Here is an 18,474-nt window from a genome sequence, read left to right on the forward strand (position 1 = left end):
GTCGTTGGCACGGCCCCGCCGGCCCATGCTAGACAGGGCGCGACCGCGCGCCTGCGGCGGAGCGCCCCGTGTCCGACGAACCCCTCCTGTCCGAAGATGACGACCGGCCCGAGGCGCTGGAAGCCCATGTCGACGCGCCCGGCGAACGGCTGGACAAGGCCCTGGCCGCGGCCCTGCCCGGCATGTCGCGCGCGCGCCTGCAGGCCCTGATGGCCCAGGGCGAGGTGTCGTTCGATGGCGAGGTCGTGCGCGACGGCTCGGCCCGGGCCCGCACCGGCCTGTACCGGATCACCCCGCCCGCCGTGATCGCCGCCGAGCCCCGGCCCGAGGCCATTCCGCTGACCGTCCTGTACGAGGACGCCGAGCTGATCGTGATCGACAAGCCCGCCGGCATGGCCGCCCATCCGGCCCCCGGCTGCGAGACCGGTACCCTGGTCAACGCCCTGCTGGCCCATTGCGGGGCCTCCCTGTCCGGCATCGGCGGCGTCGCTCGCCCCGGCATCGTCCATCGCCTCGACAAGGATACCTCCGGCGTCATGGTCGCGGCCAAGACCGACCGGGCCCACGCCGGCCTGTCGGCCCTGTTCGCCGCTCACGACATCGAACGCACCTATATCGCCCTGACCCGCGGAGCCCCGTCGCCGGAGTGGGGGCGGATCGAGACCCGCATCGGTCGCTCCTCGGCCGACCGCAAGAAGATGGCGGTGCTCAAGAGCGGCGGGCGCGAGGCCATCACCGACTACCGGGTCCAGGCCCGCTTCGGCGTGCCGGCCAGGGCCGGGGCCGCGCCGCTGGCCGCCCGTGTCGCCTGCACCCTGCACACCGGCCGCACTCACCAGATCCGCGTCCATCTGGCGTCAAAGGGCTCGCCGCTGCTCGGCGACCCTGTCTATGGCTCGGGCAGTCCGGCCGCCGTGGTGCGCACCCTGATCGCCGAGGCCGGCCTGGCCCGCCAGGCCCTGCACGCCGCCATGCTGGGCTTTGTCCATCCGGTCACCGGCGAGGCCTTGCGCTTCGAGACCGAACCGCCCGCGGACATGCAGGCGCTGGAAGCGGGCCTGATGCTTCTGTGACAGGGTTTGCGCCGGATTGACCCTGCGCCCGCCACGTCCGTCTTGAAAAAGGACTTACTCTTCGATATATCTCGGCACAGTCGAACCCGTGGCGCCACGGCCACGCTCGTCAAAGCCTGTGACGATCTGCCCCTAACAATGGCGGAAACCCGTCGCTACTTGTTTCGTTGAGGGGTGAGGAACCGGTGCACGTAACGTGGTCGGAACCGAAGGACCCGCTCGTATCTGGGTCGGAGGGACCACGAATATGGCTGCTGTTAAATCGCTCGCGGTGATGTCGCCTGAACAGGGACTGTCGCGATACCTGACTGAAATCCGCAAATTCCCCATGCTGACCAAGGATGAGGAATTCATGCTGGCCAAGCGCTGGAGCGAACACCAGGATTCCGAGAGCGCGCACCGCCTCGTCACCTCGCACCTGCGCCTCGTGGCCAAGATCGCCATGGGCTATCGCGGCTACGGCCTGCCGATCGGCGAGGTGATCTCCGAGGGCAATGTCGGCCTGATGCAGGCGGTCAAGAAATTCGATCCGGACAAGGGCTTCCGCCTGGCCACCTATGCCATGTGGTGGATCCGCGCCTCGATCCAGGAATACATCCTGCGAAGCTGGTCACTCGTGAAGATGGGTACCACCGCCGCGCAGAAGAAGCTGTTCTTCAACCTGCGCAAGGCCAAGAGCCAGATCTCGGCCTTCGAGGAAGGCGACCTGCATCCCGAGCACCTGTCGGCCATCGCCACCAAGCTGGGCGTGTCCGAGGAAGAGGTCACCAACATGAACCGTCGCCTGAACGGCGACGCCTCCCTGAACGCGCCGCTGCGCTCGGACGGGGAAAGCGAATGGCAGGACTGGCTCGCCGATGACACGGCGGTGTCCCAGGAAACCGCCCTGGCCGAAAGCGAGGAGAAATCCCTGCGCATGGGCCTGCTCCAGGAAGCTATGGAAGAGCTGACCGACCGCGAGAAACACATCCTGACCGAGCGTCGCCTCAAGGATGACCCGGTCACCCTCGAGCAACTGGCCGGCCAGTATGGCGTCAGCCGCGAACGCGTACGCCAGATCGAGGTGCGCGCCTTCGAGAAGCTTCAGAAGGCGATGCGGGCGGCGGCGGAAGAGCGCAACCTCGTCGACGCCTGACGCCGGAAGGGCCCTAGCCGGCCTTCAGCGTAGCGGCCGGATCGGCCAGGGCCAGCAGGCCGGCGATCGGTCCGGCCAGCGCTGCCTTGGTCGGTGCCGTGCCGGCCAGAGCCACCTCGAGGGCGGACACCGCCACCGCCATCCGGGCGTCGGACGATTTCATCGCCAGCTGCTTCAGCGTCACCGCCTGTTGTCTCGCGGCCCGCGTGGCCTGGACGGGGTCGTTGTCGAACTGGTCCAGCACGGCCGCCAGAATGCGCAGGGCCTGGTCCTTCACGGCCGCCGCAACGGCGACCACCCCGGTCGGCCGGTCGTTCTTTCGCTTCTGCGGACCGGAATATTCACCCGAGTTGAAGCGCCGCCGGTCCGGGCCGACATAGCTGATGCCCTCGATCCAGTCCCGCGGCTTCAGGGCCACGTTTTCAACCCGTTTGAACAGGTCCGCGCTCGTGAACGGCTTGCGCAGGAACTCATGGACGCCGACATCGCGCGCGCCCTTGATCGTATTGGCCGTGGCGTCCGCGGTCACCATGATGACCGGCGCGTTGCGGCAGCCCAGATGCGACCGGCGCAGCTGGCGCACGAAGCCCTCGCCGTCGAGGGCGGGTCCGCCCCGCTCGGTGAAGATCAGGCCCGGCTCCAGCTCGCGGGCCATGATCATGGCCTTGGCGTCGGACTGCTCGACGTGAATGTCGCGCGCGCCCAGACCCTTGATGATGTCGACCAGCAGACGCGCGGCGTGCAGGTTGGGCTCGACGATCAGGGTACGCCTGACGGTCGGCTCAAGGCGGGCCAGCATGCGGGTATCTGCTGCGAACACGAAACGCTCTCCGGTACAGAACTCCGGATAGCAGACGTCGGTTAAGACGCGTTGAACACCCCGCTAGCCCTGGAAGGGATCGTGCATCAGAATCGTGTCGTCCCGTTCCGGACTGGTCGACAGCAACGCCACCGGCGCGGCGATCAGTTCCTCGATCCGCCGCACATATTTGATCGCATTGGCCGGCAGGTCCTTCCACGAGCGCGCGCCCTGGGTGCTCTCGGACCAGCCCTCGATCGTCTCATAGACCGGCTCGACCGCCGCCTGGTCCTTCATGCCCGCCGGCAGATAGTCCAGCACCCGGTCGCCGATGCGATAGCCGGTGCAGATCTTCAGCTCGTCGAAGCCGTCCAGCACGTCCAGCTTGGTCAGGGCGATGCCGTGAATGCCGTTGATGGCGATCGACTGTCGCACCAGCACCGCGTCGAACCAGCCACAACGCCGCGCCCGGCCCGTCACCGTGCCGAACTCGCGTCCGCGCTCGGCGATCCGCTTGCCGTCGGCGTCGAACAGTTCGGTCGGGAACGGCCCCTCACCGACCCGGGTCGTATAGGCCTTGACGATCCCCAGCACATAGCCGACCGAGCGCGGCCCGAGGCCGGAGCCCGCGGCCGCCTGCCCGGCCACGGTGTTGGACGAGGTGACATAGGGATAGGTGCCGTGGTCGACGTCGAGCAGCGCGCCCTGCGCCCCCTCGAACAGGATGCGTTTGCCGTCGCGATAGGCCTGGTCCAGCATGCGCCACACCGGCTGGCTGGCGTAGGGCAGGACCTTGGGGGCGATCTCCAGCAGGGCGGCCTTGAGCCCCGGCACATCGACCTCGGCGAGATCCAGGCCCTTGCGCAGGGCATTGTGGTGCGCCAGCAACCGTTCGATCTTGGCGTCCAGCGCCTCCGGGTCGGACAGGTCGCCGACGCGGATCGCCCGCCGCCCCGCCTTGTCCTCATAGGCCGGACCGATGCCCCGTCCGGTGGTGCCGATCTTGGTCTTGCCGGCCTGGGCCTCCCGCGCCTGGTCGAGGTCGCGGTGCAGCGGCAGGATCAGACAGGCATTGTCGGCCAGGGTCAGCAGTTCGGGCGTGATCCGGACGCCCTGGGCTTCCAGCCGGCCGATCTCGTCGACCAGGGCCCACGGGTCGACGACCACGCCGTTGCCAATGACCGAGGGCTTGCCCTGCACCACGCCGGACGGCAGCAGGCTCAGCTTGTAGGTGATGTCCCCGACGACCAGTGTGTGACCGGCGTTATGGCCGCCCTGGAACCGCACCACCACATCGGCGCGGTTGGATAGCCAGTCCACGATCTTGCCCTTGCCCTCGTCGCCCCACTGGGCACCGACTACTGCGACATTTGCCAAGATCGTTCTCCGCTGTCCGGGTTGGGGAATGCGGGCGCAGCCTATAGCCGGGGAATCACCGGATGTCGTCCCATTGGACGAATTCTCATCCGGTCAGTTCGGCCACCGCCCGCGCGAAGGCCCAGTCCAGCCACGGCGTGGCCGCCACGACATCAGCCGTCTCGACCGTGCAACCGCACCAGAGCCGCAGCCCCGCAGGGGCGTTGCGGTGGGACTCGACGTCGAACGCGGCCCCCTCCGCCTCCAGCAGCCCCTTCATGCGTTTGACGAAGGCCTGCCGCCCGGCCTCGTCCAGCGCCGTGATCCGGGCGTCGACGATCTTCAGACAGACGGAGGTGGTCGACCGGCTCGCCGGGTCCTTGGCCAGAAAATCGATCCAGTCGGTGCGATCGACCCAGGCCCCCAGGGCGGCGGCATTGGCCTCGGTGCGGGCGATCAGGGCGTCCAGCCCCCCGACCGCTGTGGCCCACTCCAGGCCGTCGATCCAGTCCTCGAGGGTCCAGACCGAAAACGTATTGATCATCGACCCCTTGGCCAGCGTCCGGTCAAAGCCCTTGCCGTCACGCAGGCGCAGCACCTTGGGCACCGGCCGCGGCGGCACGAATTCGTCCAGCCGCGCCACGGCCCGCGGCGACAGGGCCACGATGCCGATCCCTGCCTCACCGCCCAGAGCCTTCTGGAACGAGAAGGTCACCACATCCAGTCGGTCCCACGGCAGGGCCATGGCGAAGGCCGCGGAGGTGGCGTCACAGATAACCAGCCCCGTGCGGTCGGCGGCGATGAAATCCGCATTCGGCATGCGCACGCCCGAGGTCGTCCCGTTCCATGGCAGCACCAGGTCCTTGGCTGGATCGACGCGTGACAGGTCCGGCAGCTCACCCCATGGGGCCTCCAGCACCTCCGGCTCCAGCTTCAGGTGGTCGCGCACGTCGATCGCCCATTGCTGGCCGAAATTCTCGAAGGCCAGGACCTGGACAGGCCGCTGGCCCAGCAGGGACCACATCGCCGCCTCGACCGCGCCGGTGTCCGACCCGGGCGTATAGACCAGCACCCAGTCCTCGGGCGGACGCAGCACCGCGCGCGTCAGCTCCAGCCCGTGGGCGAAGCGCGCCACCACCTCGGGCGCGCGGATACCCCGTCCCAGCAGCGTGTGCGACAGGTCCTGCGATGACCAGCCCGGCCGCTTGGCCGTCGGCCCGGCCGAGAACCACGGTCGGGCGGGTTTCACCGTCGGTCGGACCGACACCCTATTTCCCCGGCCGGTACGGACGCTTGTTGCGCCAGTCGGTGGCGAATTTGACCAGGGGGTCATCAGGCTGGTCCGGCAGCGTCACGATCAGCCGCGCCAGCAGGTCGCCGCGACGGCCGGCGGCATAGGCACCCCGCCCCTTCAGACGCAACACCTGTCCCGAGTTCGACCCCTTGGGAATGGTCATGTTGACCGTGCCTTCCGGCGTGCGCACCGGGATCTTGCCGCCCAGCACCGCGTCAGGCACCGAGACCGGCAGGTCCATGGTCAGATCGCCCCCGTCGCGACTGTAGACGGGATGCGGGGCGATCTTCAGTTCGATCAGGGCGTCGCCGGCAGCGCCGCCCCGACCCGGAGCCCCCTGTCCCCGCAGCCGGATCACCTGACCGTCCGCCGCGCCCTTGGGAATGGTCACATCCAGGGTACGCCCGTCGGAAAACTGGATGCGGCGCGTGGCCCCCGCGATCGAATCCTCGAGACTGATTTCCAGCGTGGCCCGCACATCCTGCCCCCGGACCGGGCCGGAACGGGGACGCCCACCCGGCCGACCGCCGCCGAACATGCCGAACAACTCGTCCAGGTCGATGTTTTCGAATCCGGCACCACCGGCTCCGGGGGCCCCCGCGCCAAAGCCGCCCGGTCCACCGCGCCCGCCACCGCCGCGGAACTGCTCGCGGCCGTCGGCGTCGATCTCGCCCCGATCGAATTTGGCGCGCTTTTCAGCGTCTCCGAGCAGATCGAAGGCCGCGGTGATGCGCTTGAACCGCTCGTCCGCGGCGGTGTTGCCCGGATTCTTGTCCGGATGGAGTTCCTTGGCGAGCTTGCGGAAAGCCTTCTTGATCTCGTCCGCGCTCGCGCCCCTGGATACGCCAAGTTCCTTGTAGGGATCGCCCGCCACGTTCGCTCTTCGCTCCATCCAGTGTCAGAGCGTCAGTTAAGCCATGCACCCGGCCACGCAAAGGGGCGATGCGAATCCGTCACGCTGACGCGAGCGAAACCACAGCCTCGGTTCCCCAGCCGAAACCCGGGTTCCACTGGCCGACAGCCATCACGGCCCCGGCCCCGGGACCGGCGGGAAAGTCCTCGGTCAGCGCCGCCGCGGGATAGACAGCCTCCGTCGTCGCCGTCTCGATCACCCGCCGCTCGACCCCGTCGTCGAGAACCCGCAGCCGGAACCGGGCCGCGTCCACCGGCACCGGCTCTCCGTCCCAACGGTCTCCATACAGCCGGACCCGCGGAATCCAGCGGACCCTCAGCCCGCCGCCTCCGTCGGGCCCCACCCGCAGGTGGGCCGGGCTCCACGGTCGATCGGTCCGGCCCGCAAAGGTGAAGTCTGCCGCGCTGAAGCCCGCCCCACCCGGCGGCAGGCCTGCGGGGCCCGCCCGGCATCGCAGCACCAGGCCCCGCTCCGCCGGTCCGATATCCGCCCGCCCGGGGCTGTCGTCGAGGAACACCACCAGCGCGCCGGCCCCGGCCCCGGCGGCCATCTCCGGCTCCGTGCCCTGCTGCGCGCGCAGCAATCCCTCCAGCCGCCACACCCCGCCGCCAATCAGGATGGCGGTGCGGAACTGGATCAATTCCCAGCCGCCCGCCCCCTCGACCGCCACCGAATTGCCGCCGGCCAGAACGGCCGCCGCCGTCCGGCTCACCGGCGACCGCCCCTCGATACGAACGGTCAGATTGTTGACCACGTCCCAGCGATGACGATTCCCGGGTGCCAGATCCGTGACCAGAGTCCCGACCGTCGCCGGTCGGTCGATCACCACCCGGGGCGTCAGGGCCTCGACTGACGGCCCCGCATGCACAGCCATCGGTCGCCACGGTTCCGCGGCCACCACCGCCAGGGGACGCCCGTCAGCCTCCCGTCCCGGCAGGGCGGGCAGATCCAGCATCCGCAACAAGGGCGCGCCGACCATCACCGCGGCATCCCCCGTCCGCACAATCTCGTCCTCCGCCGGGCCGGCGGGATAACGGTAGCGCCGCACCTCCACGCCCGGATTCTCGTCCATGGACATCCGGGCAACCCGCCACAGCCCCGGTGCCTCCGCCAGATGGACGCCGTCCCCCGGCTCCAGTCGCAGGGCCGCCAGCGGCCCCGGCCGCAGGGTCAGCGCCTCAACCTCGTCCTCGTCGACCAGCCGTCGGGCCGTGGCCCGTGCCAGCCCCGGGCCGCAGACGGCGGGCAGGTCCAGATCCACGCCGCCGCCGTCACCCACCGACCGCACCGTCACCGATCCGGTCTGATAGTCATCATCGGCATGGATGAAGCGCACCCGCGCCACGCCCGGTCGTGGCTCCAGATTCCGGCTTTCGGTCCAGCCTGCCCCGTCATCAGCCAGCGCCAGTTCCGCGGACTCCAGCGTCAGGGTGACCTCCGGCATGCCCAGGATTGCGATCCGCCCGCCCCGCTCGGTGCTGATCAGGTCGAGCGCGGCCAGCAGCGGCTCCAGCGCGTCCCGGGTCCGCATCGGCCGGTCGATGACATAGCCCGCCACCGTTCCCGTCACCGGCCCGATCGTGACCCCGTCGGCGCTCAGCCCGGCCCGTTCCAGGATGGCGGCCAGCAGGTCGGTCGTGTCGCCGCCCATCCGCCCGTTCAGCCAGTGTCCGGTCCGCCACGCCGCAGCGTCGGCCCAGCGCGTTTGCCGCGCCGGAAACTCGGGCCACGGCCGCGCGTCCCAGCACCAGGCATCGGCCGCGTCCAGCATCGGCCCGCCGTACACGGGTGACACCGGATTGTGCGCCGGATCGGCGAAATGCCCCAGCACCGCCTCCAGCGCCCGCCGCTGCATCCGGTCATCGCGACTCCCGGTCGACGACGGCGGCAGGCCGCTCTCGGCGCTCTTGGGGTCCTGGAACAGGTTCGGCGCATTGCCGCCGCGGTCCACCGCCGCACAGCCGAACTCGGTCAGGCGGACCGGCTTCATCCCTGGTACCCAGGCCGTCGCGTTGGCCGCCCGCACCCCGCCCGGCCGGTCATGATGCAGGTTGGACCACCAGCCCGTCAGGTCCTTGGGCCGGAACACCCAGGGCTCGCCATGGGCAGTGTCCTGGATCGGCGTGCGCGCCTGCGCCGCCCGGTCCGCCGCATCGGCATAGAACCAGTCGAAGCCCTCCCCGCCCGCGACCTGACCGGCCAGATAGGCCGGATCGTCCGGCCCCGGATGGCGCGCGGCATCCACCCCGCCGTCACCCGCACGCCAGTCGCCCAGCGGCGGGTACCAGTCGATGCCGACGTAATCGACATTGGCGTCGGCCCACAGCGGATCGAGGTGAAAGACCAGATCGTCGCCGGCGTGATGGCCGAAATACTCCGACCAGTCGGCGGCATAGGACAGGGCGACGCCCGGTCCGACCACGGCCCGACACTCGGCCGCCAGCACCCGCAGCTGCGCCACCGCCGGATGCCCGCCGTCCGCGTCGCGCGTCCAGGTCAGGCCCCGCATCTCCGAACCGATCAGCAGCCCGTCCGCCCCGGTCTGGGCCACAAGCCCGGCATAGTGCAGCGCCAGCCGCCGCAGGCCCCAGCCACCGGCCGCCCCGAACAGGCTCGCCACCTCGGCCGCCGCTCCGGCCCCGTCCGTGCCCCGGATCCGCCCGCGCCACGGATAGGCCGCCTGCCGCGCCCCGCCATAGGGGTCCGGCAGATCATTGTCCGCCGGTATGTCCATGAAGACGAACGGATACAGGGTCACCGCCAGCCCGCGCGCCTTCAGCACCGCCACCGCCTGCCGCACCGTCGCGTCCGACGGCGTGCCGCCATAGGCCGGGCCGCCGCCCGCCTGCGAAATCAGATGCGCCCCCGCCCGGTCCAGACCCGCCACCGACCAGGCCAGCGGCGCGGTCGGCTTGTCGCGCCGTTCCACCCCCGGCCGGATGACGCAGGACCCGGCGCGCAGATCGTCGCCGAACCAGCCGATCACCAGACTGACCCGCTTCAGGTTCGGGCACTGCACCAGCAGCTGATCCAGCGACAGCAGCAGATCGGGCTGTCCCCGGCCGTTGCTGACATTCTCGGCCGCCGTCCGGGTCAGGCCCTCGCGCCGCAGCACCGCCTCCGTCGCCAGCACGAACTCCCCCGCCCCGGGGATCAGACATACCCCCTCCAGCCGGTCCTCCAGCCGCGGCTCCGCCCCTCGCGCCCGCCGGAACACCTCGAAGGCCAGTTGCGGCGGCCGGTCGCCATACGGGGTCAGCGGCAGATCCTCGAACACCACATAGGCGGTGCCGCGATAGGCCGGGGCCATCCCCTCGACCGCCTCGATCAACGGATCCGGCGTCTGGTCGTCCGTGCCGCGATGCACCCGCATCGTCACGCCGCTCAGGTCCATCGGCCGCCCGTCGGCCCAGACCCGCCCGACCCCGTCGATCGGCCCCTCGCACAGCGCCACGGCAAAGCTCAGCGCATAGTCATAGTCGACCGTCCGCGGCCCGCCCTTGCCGCCCGACGCCGTGGTCCGCCGCTCCTGGAAGCGCGCCGCCCAGATCACCTGACCGGTCACCCGGGCGCGCCCGAACACACAGGCCATCGGCGCACCGTCGGCCGACGACTGGATCTTCAGCGACTCCAGCCGCGGTCCCCGCTGCCGCGCCGGCGACAGTGACGCGACCAGACCGCGATCGACCACCCCGCCCAGGGCCGCCCCGATCGCCTGGCCGACGCCGCCGCCGATGGCCCCGCCGATCCCGCCCAGCACCACCTGCGCCATTCACGCCTCTCCGTCCGTCACGCCCGGCCAGGTGAAGGCGGCGACCAGTCGTCGTCGCCACCAGCTCCCCATCCAGCTCTCGACCACCGACCGGCCCCAGTAGGCGTGGATCATGCGCGGCTCGGGTCCGGCGACATCGCTCAGCACGGCACAGTGTTTGACCGGGGCCCCCGCACTCATCCGGAACAGCAGCACATCGCCCGGCATCGCCCGCGCCGCCGGGACCTCGATCAACCGGCGCCGCGCCGCCGCCAGCAGGGTCTCCTCGCCCCCGACCTCGGCCCAGTCGGCACTGTAGGGCGGCGCGACCTCCGGCTCCGTCCCGTACAGGGCGCGCCAGATGCCGCGCACCAGTCCCAGACAATCGGCCCCCTCGCCCCGCAGGCTGGCCTGATGCCGGTAGGGGGTGCCCAGCCAGTCCCGCGCCGCCGCCAGCGCCGCCGCCCTCATCGCCGGCTCCCGCCGTCATGACGCCCGCCCCCGGCCGGATGGGCCGTCAGGAAGTCGTCGCCGGGGATGTCGGGAAAGCCCTGGAAGTTGAGCCCGTTGCCGAATACCCCGGTACAGGTGGCCCAGCGCTTGTCGCAGGTCTGACCGGGAAAGGCCGTCGTATCCACCCGGCACCGACCGTCTCCCAACTGCGCATCGCAATCGCGGCCATAGGACCGTCCGACCACCCGCTCCAGCGCCGCCAGCGGCCCCTCCATCTCGGCGACAAAGGCATCGCCCTCGCGCCGCAGCCGGGTCAGGGTCGCAGTCCACAAGCGCACCGCCAGCGTTGGCTGCGTCCAGTCGACCCGCCATAGCTCAACCCGGGCCCCGTCATAGAGGCCGGCGCGGATGTCAGCCTCGGTCAGCACGTCGTCGTCCAGCCCGCCGCTGGCGGCAAGGCTGCCCGCCGCCGGGCCGACGGCACTCTCGCCCGCCCCCGCCGTCCAGCCGCTCGCCGCCCGGCACACCACCCCCTCGACGGTCAGGTCGCGGTCGTGGTCGGTGAAGCCTAGTTCGACCCCGTCGCGCCGACTCAGTCGCCAGACATGGCACAGGGTCGCCGCCCCGCTCTCGATGCGGGCGGCCATCGCCTCGGGTATGTCGCGCATGGTTCAGACCCTGATCTCGATCAACGGCATGGCCACCATCCGGCCCGCGCCGAAACTCTCCAGCGTCACCTCGATCCGGTCGGCGTCGAACCGCACCGGCGTGTCGAACACGAAGCCCGCCGTCACCGCCGCCCCCGGGGCCGGCGGCACCGTCAGGGTCACCCGTCCGGTCGCTGCCTCTACGGTGAAGCCCGCCCCGCCCTGCTCCACCCCGTCCACCGCCACCCGCACCGATCCCGCCACCGGCTTGGTGATCTCCCGCGTCTGGTCGCCATAGGTCTTGCCCAGCGGAAACACCGTCGCCACACCGTCGCCGGTCCCGAGCGTCTGGTCTGTCGCCGCGACCCCTGCCCCCGGCGCGCATGATTTGAAGTCGGCGAAATCGCGAAACCGGAATCCGTACAACCGCCCCCGCCTCGCCTCGAAGAAGGCCGTCAACGTCGCCATATCGTCCAGCGACCGCAGGTTGGCCCCGATCAGATAACGCCGCCGCCCCTGGGCCCAGGGTGTTGACCGCCGCTCGAACCCCGAACCCAGGGTCACCACCTCGGTGCGGCGCTCGACGCCCCCGGTGGACCCGAAGGCCAGCCGTGCCGGCAGGCTCACCTCATGAAAGGCCATATGTGAGCTCCTTTTAACTTGTTCGGAGAGCACCGATCCGTCAGATTCAACGCCTGATCGCGCTGGAGGGCCGTCGCATGACCAACGAAATGTCTACCCAGGTTCCGGGCTTCGACTGGAAGACCCTGCTGTTCTCGTTCGAGGGTCGCATCCGGCGACAGCATTTCTGGATCGGCTGGCTGATCCTGCTCGGGGCCGGCGTCGTCGCCGGCTGGATTCCGATTCTCGGCGGCCTGATCGGCCTGCTCCTGATCTGGCCCAATCTCGCCATCGCGGTGAAGCGGCTGCACGACATGGGTCAGAGCGGCTGGCTGGTGGCCATTCCCTGGGTGGTGACCATCGTGGCGCTGTTCGTCGGCCTCGGCACCATCGGCTTTTCGGCCTTCGCCAACGCCGCCGCCCTGGAGCGGGAAGACCCGGCCGCCATCTGGGCCCTGATCGCCCCGGCCTTCGGCATGGTTGCGCTGATCTGCCTGGTCAATCTCGGCTTCCTGCTGTGGATCGGCCTGACCCCCGGCACCAACGGTGACAACCGCTACGGATCGGATCCCAAAGCCGCAGGCTGAACCCCACCCGCCCGCGCTCAAGCAGCGCGAAGCGCGGTAGCGCAACGAGCAATGCGCTCAAGCAGCGCGAAGCGCGGTAGCGCCACTTCAAAGCCGGCGCGCGCCCAGCGAAACGGCGCGCGCCAGCATCCGGGCGATCTGGGCCTCCGACCGCAGCAGGGCCGGGGCCCCGCCGTCGACACTGACATTGATCGTCACCCCCGGTCCGGTGGCAGAGTCGATGGTCCCCGCGCCGTCCGGCCGGAACACCTCCGGCCCGCGCTCCCCGACCAGATAGGCCGCGCCCGCTGACACCGGACCGCCGTCGGCCCGCGTGCCACCGAACAGGCCACCCAGCGCCGCCGCCAGGGCCGCGCCCAGACCCCCGCCGTTCGCACTCCCGGCTCCGGCATTGACCGCCGCCAGCACCGCCCGCGCCAGTTCAGCCAGGCTGACCTCCCCGTCGGCCGCCGCCCGCGCCAGCGACCGGGCCAGACTCTCGCCGGCCCGATCGAACGCCTCGCCGATCGCGCTCGCCGCCCGCTCCGCCGGTTCCCGCAACCCCTCCAGCGCCGCCGCCGCCTCGGCCGCCCGTTCCGGCACGGCGGACAATCCGTCCGTCTCGAATGACTCGGTCAAGTCTGTCTCCTCCCCGTCGCGCAGCGATGGGGAGGGGGACCGCGTAGCGGTGGAGGGGAATGCTCCCCACCCGCCTCATCCGGCCACGCCGCCATCATCCGCTCGAACCCGTCCCGCCCCAGCGGCTCCGGCCCCGCCGGTCGCTCGGTCAGCATCCGCCACTCCCGCAGCGACAGCCGCCAGAAGGCCGCGGGCGTCACCCCGGCCCGCGCCGCCACCCGCAGCATCTCGCCCCACGGCGTCATGCGGCCCGTCATCCTCCGGCTTGACCGGAGGACGCGAACGCCCGGGCCACCGCCGCGGCGGCCTCACGCGAATCCACCGCCGCCCGGTCCAGACCGTCGGCCAGCACATCCTCGCCACCCCCGCGCAACAGGGCCGCCAGCACGACCACCAGATCCCGCGCCGACAACACCCGCATCCGTTCGGCCAGCGCCGCGATCCCGGTCACCCCCAGCCCGGTCTCGATCTCGGCCAGCGCCCCCAGCGTCAGACACAGCCGCCGCTCCGCCCCGGCCAGGGTCGCCACCACCTCGCCACGCGCGCCATTGGCCCCGGTCACAGCGGCGTAAACCCGATCTCGCCCGCGCTCGCCAGGCTGATAGCGAAACTCGCCTCGCCCTCATGCTCGCCGGCATACTCCAGCGCCGCCACCAGGAACGGCCCTTCCAGCACGCCGAAGTCCGGCACGATCAGCTGCCAGCCCGGGGCCGTCTGGGCGAAGAAGGCCTCGCGGATCAGGGCGTCCGAGGCGGAGTCGCGAAACACCCCCTGGCCGCTCACCGCCGCCGACCGCACCCCCGCACCGGCCAGCAGTTCGCGCCAGCGTCCGGCGCTGTCGCCGTCGGTCGCGTCGACCGTGCGCGCGTTCAGCGAGATCGTTCGCGCCCGTAGCCCGGCCACGGTGACGAACACCCCCGGCCCGTCCTCGATCTTCAGCAAGATGTCCTTCCCGCGTTGTGCGGCCATGTCCGTCGTCCCTTCCGTTTCGCCTCAGCCGGCAATGGCCTCGGTCACCGCCCGCACCCGGATCACCGCCCAGGTCCGGGCCCCGTCCGCGCCGCGAAACACATCGGCCAGGGTCACCCCCAGCGACACCGTGCGGATGCCGTCGGCCTCCACCACCGCCCCCTCCAGTCGCGCCCGCACCGCCGCCACGATCGCCCGCACCTCCTCGGTGCCGCGAAACTGCGAGGCCACGGTCAGCGACAGCCGGTGTTCGATGCCACAGCCCTCGGCCGCCACCGGCCGGCTGGCGCTGCGCCCGATCAGCAGGTGCGGATAGCCGGCATCCCGCGGCGGTGCGTCCCACACCCGGCCGTCCACCAGGGCTGACAGGGTGGTGTCCGCCGTCAGATGGGCGATCAGCGCCGCCTGCAGCGCCCCTTCATGATCACTCATGGCCGCCGCTCCAGGTCCGGATTCACCCGCCCCGGCCGCGACGCATCAATCTCGACCGCGACCACTGTCCAGTCATCCCCGTCGAAGCGCAGCACCCGGCCCGCGACCAGACGTGGATCAGCCCGGGCCTCGACCCGCATCGTCTCGATCATCCTCGTCATCCCGGCCTCGGTTCGTTCGCGTCGCCGACGCGCGCCCGGCCGGATCCAGACCCAGCCCAGGGGTGCGTAGCTGACCGCCTGTCCGCCCTGCGGCGTCTGCGTTTCCGTCGCCGCCAGCAACTCCGCCAGCCGCCGCCCGCTCACAGCCGCACCGCGCGATAGGGGGCGATCCAGGCCGCCACCGGGCCGATCGGCATCTCCCGCTCGCCCCGCTCATAGGCCCGCAGCACCAGCATCAGCACCGCCAGCCGCAACGGGGCCGCCGAGGCGTCGTCCAGCGCCGCCCCGACCTCCCCCTCGACCCGCGCCTGCGCCGCCTCGATCAGGGTCTGGATCAACCCGTCCTCCGCGTCATGCTCGACGCGCAGGAACAGTTTCGCCTCGGTGAGGCTCACCGGAACGCCCATCTGGAACCTCGATTCTGGAAGAAAAGAGGGCTTGGGGCTTAGGGCTTGGGGCTTGAATTGCCCTGCCCCCCTAAGCCCTAAGACCTACTCACCAAGCCCTCGCCAAGCGTCAGCTCACCGCGAACTTCATCACCTTGATGGCGTCGAAATTCTGCACCCCGCCGCCGACGCGTTTGGTCGTGTAGAACAGCACATACGGCTTGGCCGAATAGGGGTCGCGCAGCACCCGCACCCCGGCCCGGTCGACGATCAGATAGCCGCGCTGGAAGTCACCGAAGGCGATGGCGGCGCTGTCGGCGGCGATGTCCGGCATGGTCTCGATCTCGGTCACCGGATAGCCCAGCAGCGAGGCCGTCTCGCCCGCCCGCGTCGCCGGCTGCCAGATATAGTTGCCGTCGGCGTCCTTGAATTTGCGCACGGTCGAGACCGTCCGCCGGTTCATCACGAACCGCCCGTTGGGCCGGTAGCGCGCCTTGGGCGCATAGATCAGATCGATCAGCCGGTCGGACGGGTTCGCGGCCGCAAACGCCCCCGCCGCGCCCGAGGCGACAGAACCGATCTCGCCCCAGCCATGCCCCGCCTCGGCGACGATGTCATAGCTCAGGAACCCCTTCGGCTTGTTGATCCCGTCACCACTGACAAAGGCCGTCGTTTCCTGGGCCGCGAAGGCGTCCTCGACCTCGCCCGCCAGCCAGTCGTCGAGATTGATCATCGCGTCGTCCAGCAGGCTCTGGGTCGCCGCCGGCGAGGCGTAGAGATCGGCCGCCGGAAACTCCAGCAGGGCCAGGGTCGCCGGGTCCGTCTCCGGTCGCGGCGCGGTCTCGGCCACCCAGCCCGCCGTCACCCCGGCCGTCGACACCGGCTTGCGGAACACGCCCGCCCCGATCGTGCGCACCGTCGCGATCTCGCGCATCGGCGACCCCGCCATCAGTCGCCGGTCGATGGCCCGTTCCGTCTCCGGCGGCACCACATAGCCCCCCGAGTCCGCCGCCGACGACAACCCCGTTTTCAGCTCCAGCCCGTGCGCATTCCCCGTCTTCAGATAGCCGTCGAACGCGGCTTTCGTCTCCTCCCCATGAAATGGGGAGGGGGACCGCGAAGCGGTGGAGGGGCTGCTCGCCTCGCCCCCCAGCACCGGTCGCCGCGCCTCGCTGACCACCCGGTCCAGCCGCGCCTGGGCGCTGGCCACCGCCTGGTCGATCCGCGCCACCCTGGCCTCCAGCAGGGGATCGGCCGACGCCTTCCGTTCAATCTCGTCCAGCCGGGCGTCATTGGCTCCCTTGAACGCCTCGAACGCCGCCATCATCTCGTGCATGGCGGCGCGCGCCTCCGGCGTGGCCGGGGCCTGTTTGGTCTCTTTCATGGTATCTCCGCTTTCAGGAAAGGCGGGCCCAGGCCACGCCCGTTTCGCCCCGGCAGTCGCCCGCCGGTTGCTGCTGGCATCCGCAAGGCCGTCGACATTCGCGACCCGGGCGCATCCGATTGACAGTCACCGACCCGCGTGATCCCGCTATAGTCTGGACGTGAGCGGAACGGACCGATGACCCGATTGATTTCGACCCTGGCCGCAGCGGCCCTGACCCTGGCCGCCGGCAGCGCCGCCGCTGCAGAACGCTGCGGGGCCCAGACCCACAGCCGCTTCGGCGAGACCCGCGCCTGGTTCACCGACGTCCTCGCCGCCTGTCGTCCCGACGGCTACTGCTCGGTCGTCGTCGCCCTGCCTGATCCGTCCGGCCAGGCCGCCTATCGCCAGCAGCTGCGCGTGGCCCGCCCCACGGCCGGGGCCGAACGTCTGGTCGAATTCGTCGCCGCCGCACCCATGCCGTCAGCCACCGGCCTGCCGATGACCCTGACCTTCCCCGGCCAGTCGATCGATCTGACCCATCTCGTCACCCCGACCTCGCCGGGCACCAACGAATACCGGGTCACCGACCCCATCGCCTCGCGGTCCATCGTCTCGAACCTGCACCGTCAGCGCCTCGTGCGCTGGACCTACCAGACTGATCGCGGAGCGTCGCAGGCGGCCTATTTCACCCTCAACGGCATGAGCGCCGCCCTCGACTGGATCGACTGTATGGCCGCGCCTGGCCGCGCCGCCGGACCGCCCTTACGCGGCCCCCGCGCCCGCGGCTGACCCGACCCGATCCGGGGCCGGATCGCCCATCCCGAACCGCGCCCCCGGCAACATCGGGAAGGTCACCAGCGACACCTCCCACAGCGCGACCGCGCTCAACACCCGCAGCCGCCCCTCGCGCCGGGCCTTCGCCGCCCGGAAGCCGATCGACAATCCGTCGAGCGCTCCGGCCCGGGCCAGCGCCGCCGCGAACCGCGCCTCGGCCGACCAGTCCGCGATCCGCCCCCGGACGAACAGGCCGCGCTCGTCCTCGACCACCGTGTCCCAGACCCCGACCACCGCCCTTGCCTCGTGCTGGTGCAGCATCTTCACCCCGGTCGCGCCCGTCCGCGCCAGGCTGTCGGCGAAGGCCCCGCGTGCCACCACATCCCCGTCCAGATCGGCCACGCCCCACAGCGAGGCATAGCCGCTGATCTCCACGCCGCCCGAGAGTGGCGTAACCGCCCGCGCGGCCAGCGCCGCCTTCACGACCCCGCCTCCAGCCGCCGTTCGATCCGCTCCACCGTCTGGCGCGTGGCGATGCCCTGTTCCTCCAGCCGCGCCAGCCGCTCGGCCACCAGACGCTGCTCACCGACCCTTTCCTCCAGCGCCGCGATCCGCGCCGCCGCGCCGCCGGCCCAGACCAGCCCACCGACCGTCTGCACGCCTAGGGCCGCAATGACGGCGATCGGGATTTTTCTGAGTTCGATCATAGGGCATACTCATGGTTGCAGGGCTTGGGGCTTAGGGCTTGGGAGGTTTCTTTGGCCAGCGGGATCAGGAGTTATCGGGATCTGCTTGTCTGGCAGCGCGCGATGACAATCGCGGAAGCCACCTATCGACTTACGAAAGCCTTTCCGCGCGAGGAACAATTCGCCCTGACCTCCCAGTCGCGCCGGGCGGCGGCTTCTGTGGCGGCGAACATCGCCGAAGGGTACGGCCGCGGGACCCGGCCGGCACACGCAAGCTTTGTCCGCATTGCCCAAGGCTCTCTCAAGGAGCTGGAAACACACCTGATACTCGCGGAACGCGTGCATATCTGCCCGCCAGGCTCGACCGACCCGATCCTCGCCGATTCCGACGAACTCGGCCGGATGCTGCGCGCCCTTCTGATTAAACTAAGCCCTAGGCCCTAAGCCCTCGTC

Annotated in this window: 23 protein-coding genes; 5 read left to right on the forward strand and 18 right to left on the reverse strand. The window is 70.6% G+C overall.

The window, feature by feature from the left end:
* Window positions 1-68 precede the first annotated feature (68 nt).
* Both AACZ75_RS03055 and rpoH read left to right on the forward strand, forming a co-directional pair.
* A complete protein-coding gene (locus AACZ75_RS03055) occupies window positions 69-1,073 on the forward strand; it encodes an RluA family pseudouridine synthase (RefSeq protein WP_339871170.1) in 1,005 nt (334 codons plus the stop codon).
* A gap of 247 nt (window positions 1,074-1,320) precedes the next feature.
* On the forward strand, window positions 1,321-2,208 hold the full coding sequence (gene rpoH / locus AACZ75_RS03060) for an RNA polymerase sigma factor RpoH (protein ID WP_300445933.1): 888 nt from the start codon (window positions 1,321-1,323) through the stop codon (window positions 2,206-2,208).
* Window positions 2,209-2,221: 13 nt separating this feature from the next.
* Here the strand turns inward: rpoH and AACZ75_RS03065 are convergent, their stop codons facing one another.
* The 8 genes from AACZ75_RS03065 to AACZ75_RS03100 form a co-directional block, all read right to left on the reverse strand.
* Window positions 2,222-3,028 carry a response regulator gene (locus AACZ75_RS03065; RefSeq protein ID WP_339871171.1) on the reverse strand — a complete coding sequence of 269 codons (807 nt, stop codon included), beginning with the start codon at window positions 3,026-3,028 and terminating at the stop codon, window positions 2,222-2,224.
* A 63-nt stretch (window positions 3,029-3,091) separates the two neighbouring features.
* Complete coding sequence (locus tag AACZ75_RS03070) at window positions 3,092-4,384, reverse strand: adenylosuccinate synthase (protein WP_339871172.1); 1,293 nt, start codon at window positions 4,382-4,384, stop codon at window positions 3,092-3,094.
* Between the two features lie 85 nt (window positions 4,385-4,469).
* Window positions 4,470-5,630, reverse strand: coding sequence for a phosphoserine transaminase (locus tag AACZ75_RS03075; RefSeq protein WP_339871173.1), 1,161 nt, complete (start codon window positions 5,628-5,630; stop codon window positions 4,470-4,472).
* 1 nt (window position 5,631) lies between these two features.
* A complete protein-coding gene (locus AACZ75_RS03080) occupies window positions 5,632-6,531 on the reverse strand; it encodes a DnaJ C-terminal domain-containing protein (RefSeq protein WP_339871174.1) in 900 nt (299 codons plus the stop codon).
* A gap of 79 nt (window positions 6,532-6,610) precedes the next feature.
* Complete coding sequence (locus tag AACZ75_RS03085) at window positions 6,611-10,342, reverse strand: glycoside hydrolase/phage tail family protein (protein WP_339871175.1); 3,732 nt, start codon at window positions 10,340-10,342, stop codon at window positions 6,611-6,613.
* Window positions 10,343-10,792, reverse strand: coding sequence for an NlpC/P60 family protein (locus AACZ75_RS03090; RefSeq protein WP_339871176.1), 450 nt, complete (start codon window positions 10,790-10,792; stop codon window positions 10,343-10,345).
* Complete coding sequence (locus AACZ75_RS03095; protein ID WP_339871177.1) at window positions 10,789-11,442, reverse strand: DUF2163 domain-containing protein; 654 nt, start codon at window positions 11,440-11,442, stop codon at window positions 10,789-10,791. The genes AACZ75_RS03090 and AACZ75_RS03095 overlap by 4 nt, the downstream gene beginning before the upstream one ends.
* 3 nt (window positions 11,443-11,445) lie before the next feature.
* Window positions 11,446-12,063 (reverse strand): DUF2460 domain-containing protein, encoded by a 618-nt coding sequence (locus AACZ75_RS03100; protein WP_339871178.1) that lies wholly within the window; start codon window positions 12,061-12,063, stop codon window positions 11,446-11,448.
* 77 nt (window positions 12,064-12,140) lie between these two features.
* On the opposite strand from AACZ75_RS03100, the gene AACZ75_RS03105 reads away from it, so the two are divergent.
* Window positions 12,141-12,629 (forward strand): DUF805 domain-containing protein, encoded by a 489-nt coding sequence (locus AACZ75_RS03105; RefSeq protein WP_339871179.1) that lies wholly within the window; start codon window positions 12,141-12,143, stop codon window positions 12,627-12,629.
* Window positions 12,630-12,716: 87 nt separating this feature from the next.
* Here the strand turns inward: AACZ75_RS03105 and AACZ75_RS03110 are convergent, their stop codons facing one another.
* From AACZ75_RS03110 to AACZ75_RS03145, 8 genes are all read right to left on the reverse strand, one after another.
* Complete coding sequence (locus tag AACZ75_RS03110) at window positions 12,717-13,247, reverse strand: phage tail tape measure protein (RefSeq protein WP_339871180.1); 531 nt, start codon at window positions 13,245-13,247, stop codon at window positions 12,717-12,719.
* Window positions 13,244-13,504: a phage tail assembly chaperone gene (locus AACZ75_RS03115; protein WP_339871181.1), complete on the reverse strand. Its 261-nt coding sequence runs from the start codon at window positions 13,502-13,504 to the stop codon at window positions 13,244-13,246. Before AACZ75_RS03115 ends, AACZ75_RS03110 begins: the two co-directional genes overlap by 4 nt.
* On the reverse strand, window positions 13,501-13,809 hold the full coding sequence (locus AACZ75_RS03120) for a GTA-gp10 family protein (protein ID WP_339871183.1): 309 nt from the start codon (window positions 13,807-13,809) through the stop codon (window positions 13,501-13,503). The genes AACZ75_RS03115 and AACZ75_RS03120 overlap by 4 nt, the downstream gene beginning before the upstream one ends.
* Window positions 13,806-14,216, reverse strand: a complete 411-nt coding sequence (locus AACZ75_RS03125) for a phage major tail protein, TP901-1 family (protein WP_339871184.1) — start codon at window positions 14,214-14,216, stop codon at window positions 13,806-13,808. Before AACZ75_RS03125 ends, AACZ75_RS03120 begins: the two co-directional genes overlap by 4 nt.
* 24 nt (window positions 14,217-14,240) lie before the next feature.
* On the reverse strand, window positions 14,241-14,648 hold the full coding sequence (locus tag AACZ75_RS03130) for a DUF3168 domain-containing protein (protein WP_339871185.1): 408 nt from the start codon (window positions 14,646-14,648) through the stop codon (window positions 14,241-14,243).
* A complete protein-coding gene (locus tag AACZ75_RS03135) occupies window positions 14,645-14,953 on the reverse strand; it encodes a head-tail adaptor protein (RefSeq protein WP_339871186.1) in 309 nt (102 codons plus the stop codon). Before AACZ75_RS03135 ends, AACZ75_RS03130 begins: the two co-directional genes overlap by 4 nt.
* Window positions 14,950-15,216: a head-tail connector protein gene (locus tag AACZ75_RS03140; RefSeq protein ID WP_339871187.1), complete on the reverse strand. Its 267-nt coding sequence runs from the start codon at window positions 15,214-15,216 to the stop codon at window positions 14,950-14,952. The genes AACZ75_RS03135 and AACZ75_RS03140 overlap by 4 nt, the downstream gene beginning before the upstream one ends.
* Before the next feature lie 109 nt (window positions 15,217-15,325).
* Window positions 15,326-16,579 carry a phage major capsid protein gene (locus tag AACZ75_RS03145; RefSeq protein WP_339871188.1) on the reverse strand — a complete coding sequence of 418 codons (1,254 nt, stop codon included), beginning with the start codon at window positions 16,577-16,579 and terminating at the stop codon, window positions 15,326-15,328.
* 177 nt (window positions 16,580-16,756) lie between these two features.
* Here AACZ75_RS03145 and AACZ75_RS03150 point away from each other — a divergent pair, with 177 nt between their 5' ends.
* Window positions 16,757-17,350 (forward strand): hypothetical protein, encoded by a 594-nt coding sequence (locus tag AACZ75_RS03150; protein ID WP_339871189.1) that lies wholly within the window; start codon window positions 16,757-16,759, stop codon window positions 17,348-17,350.
* On the opposite strand, the gene AACZ75_RS03155 is transcribed toward AACZ75_RS03150, so the two are convergent.
* Both AACZ75_RS03155 and AACZ75_RS03160 read right to left on the reverse strand, forming a co-directional pair.
* Window positions 17,324-17,818, reverse strand: coding sequence for an HK97 family phage prohead protease (locus AACZ75_RS03155; protein WP_339871190.1), 495 nt, complete (start codon window positions 17,816-17,818; stop codon window positions 17,324-17,326). The two genes, AACZ75_RS03150 and AACZ75_RS03155, sit on opposite strands and share 27 nt — an antisense overlap.
* The gene (locus AACZ75_RS03160) at window positions 17,815-18,042 is read right to left on the reverse strand and encodes a hypothetical protein (protein WP_339871192.1); all 228 of its coding nucleotides are present in this window, start codon (window positions 18,040-18,042) and stop codon (window positions 17,815-17,817) included. Before AACZ75_RS03160 ends, AACZ75_RS03155 begins: the two co-directional genes overlap by 4 nt.
* 51 nt (window positions 18,043-18,093) lie before the next feature.
* On the opposite strand from AACZ75_RS03160, the gene AACZ75_RS03165 reads away from it, so the two are divergent.
* Window positions 18,094-18,465 carry a four helix bundle protein gene (locus AACZ75_RS03165; protein WP_339871194.1) on the forward strand — a complete coding sequence of 124 codons (372 nt, stop codon included), beginning with the start codon at window positions 18,094-18,096 and terminating at the stop codon, window positions 18,463-18,465.
* The last annotated feature ends 9 nt before the right edge of the window (window positions 18,466-18,474 follow it).

Origin of the sequence: uncultured Brevundimonas sp., from assembly GCF_963975535.1 — a bacterium.
GTDB lineage: Bacteria > Pseudomonadota > Alphaproteobacteria > Caulobacterales > Caulobacteraceae > Brevundimonas.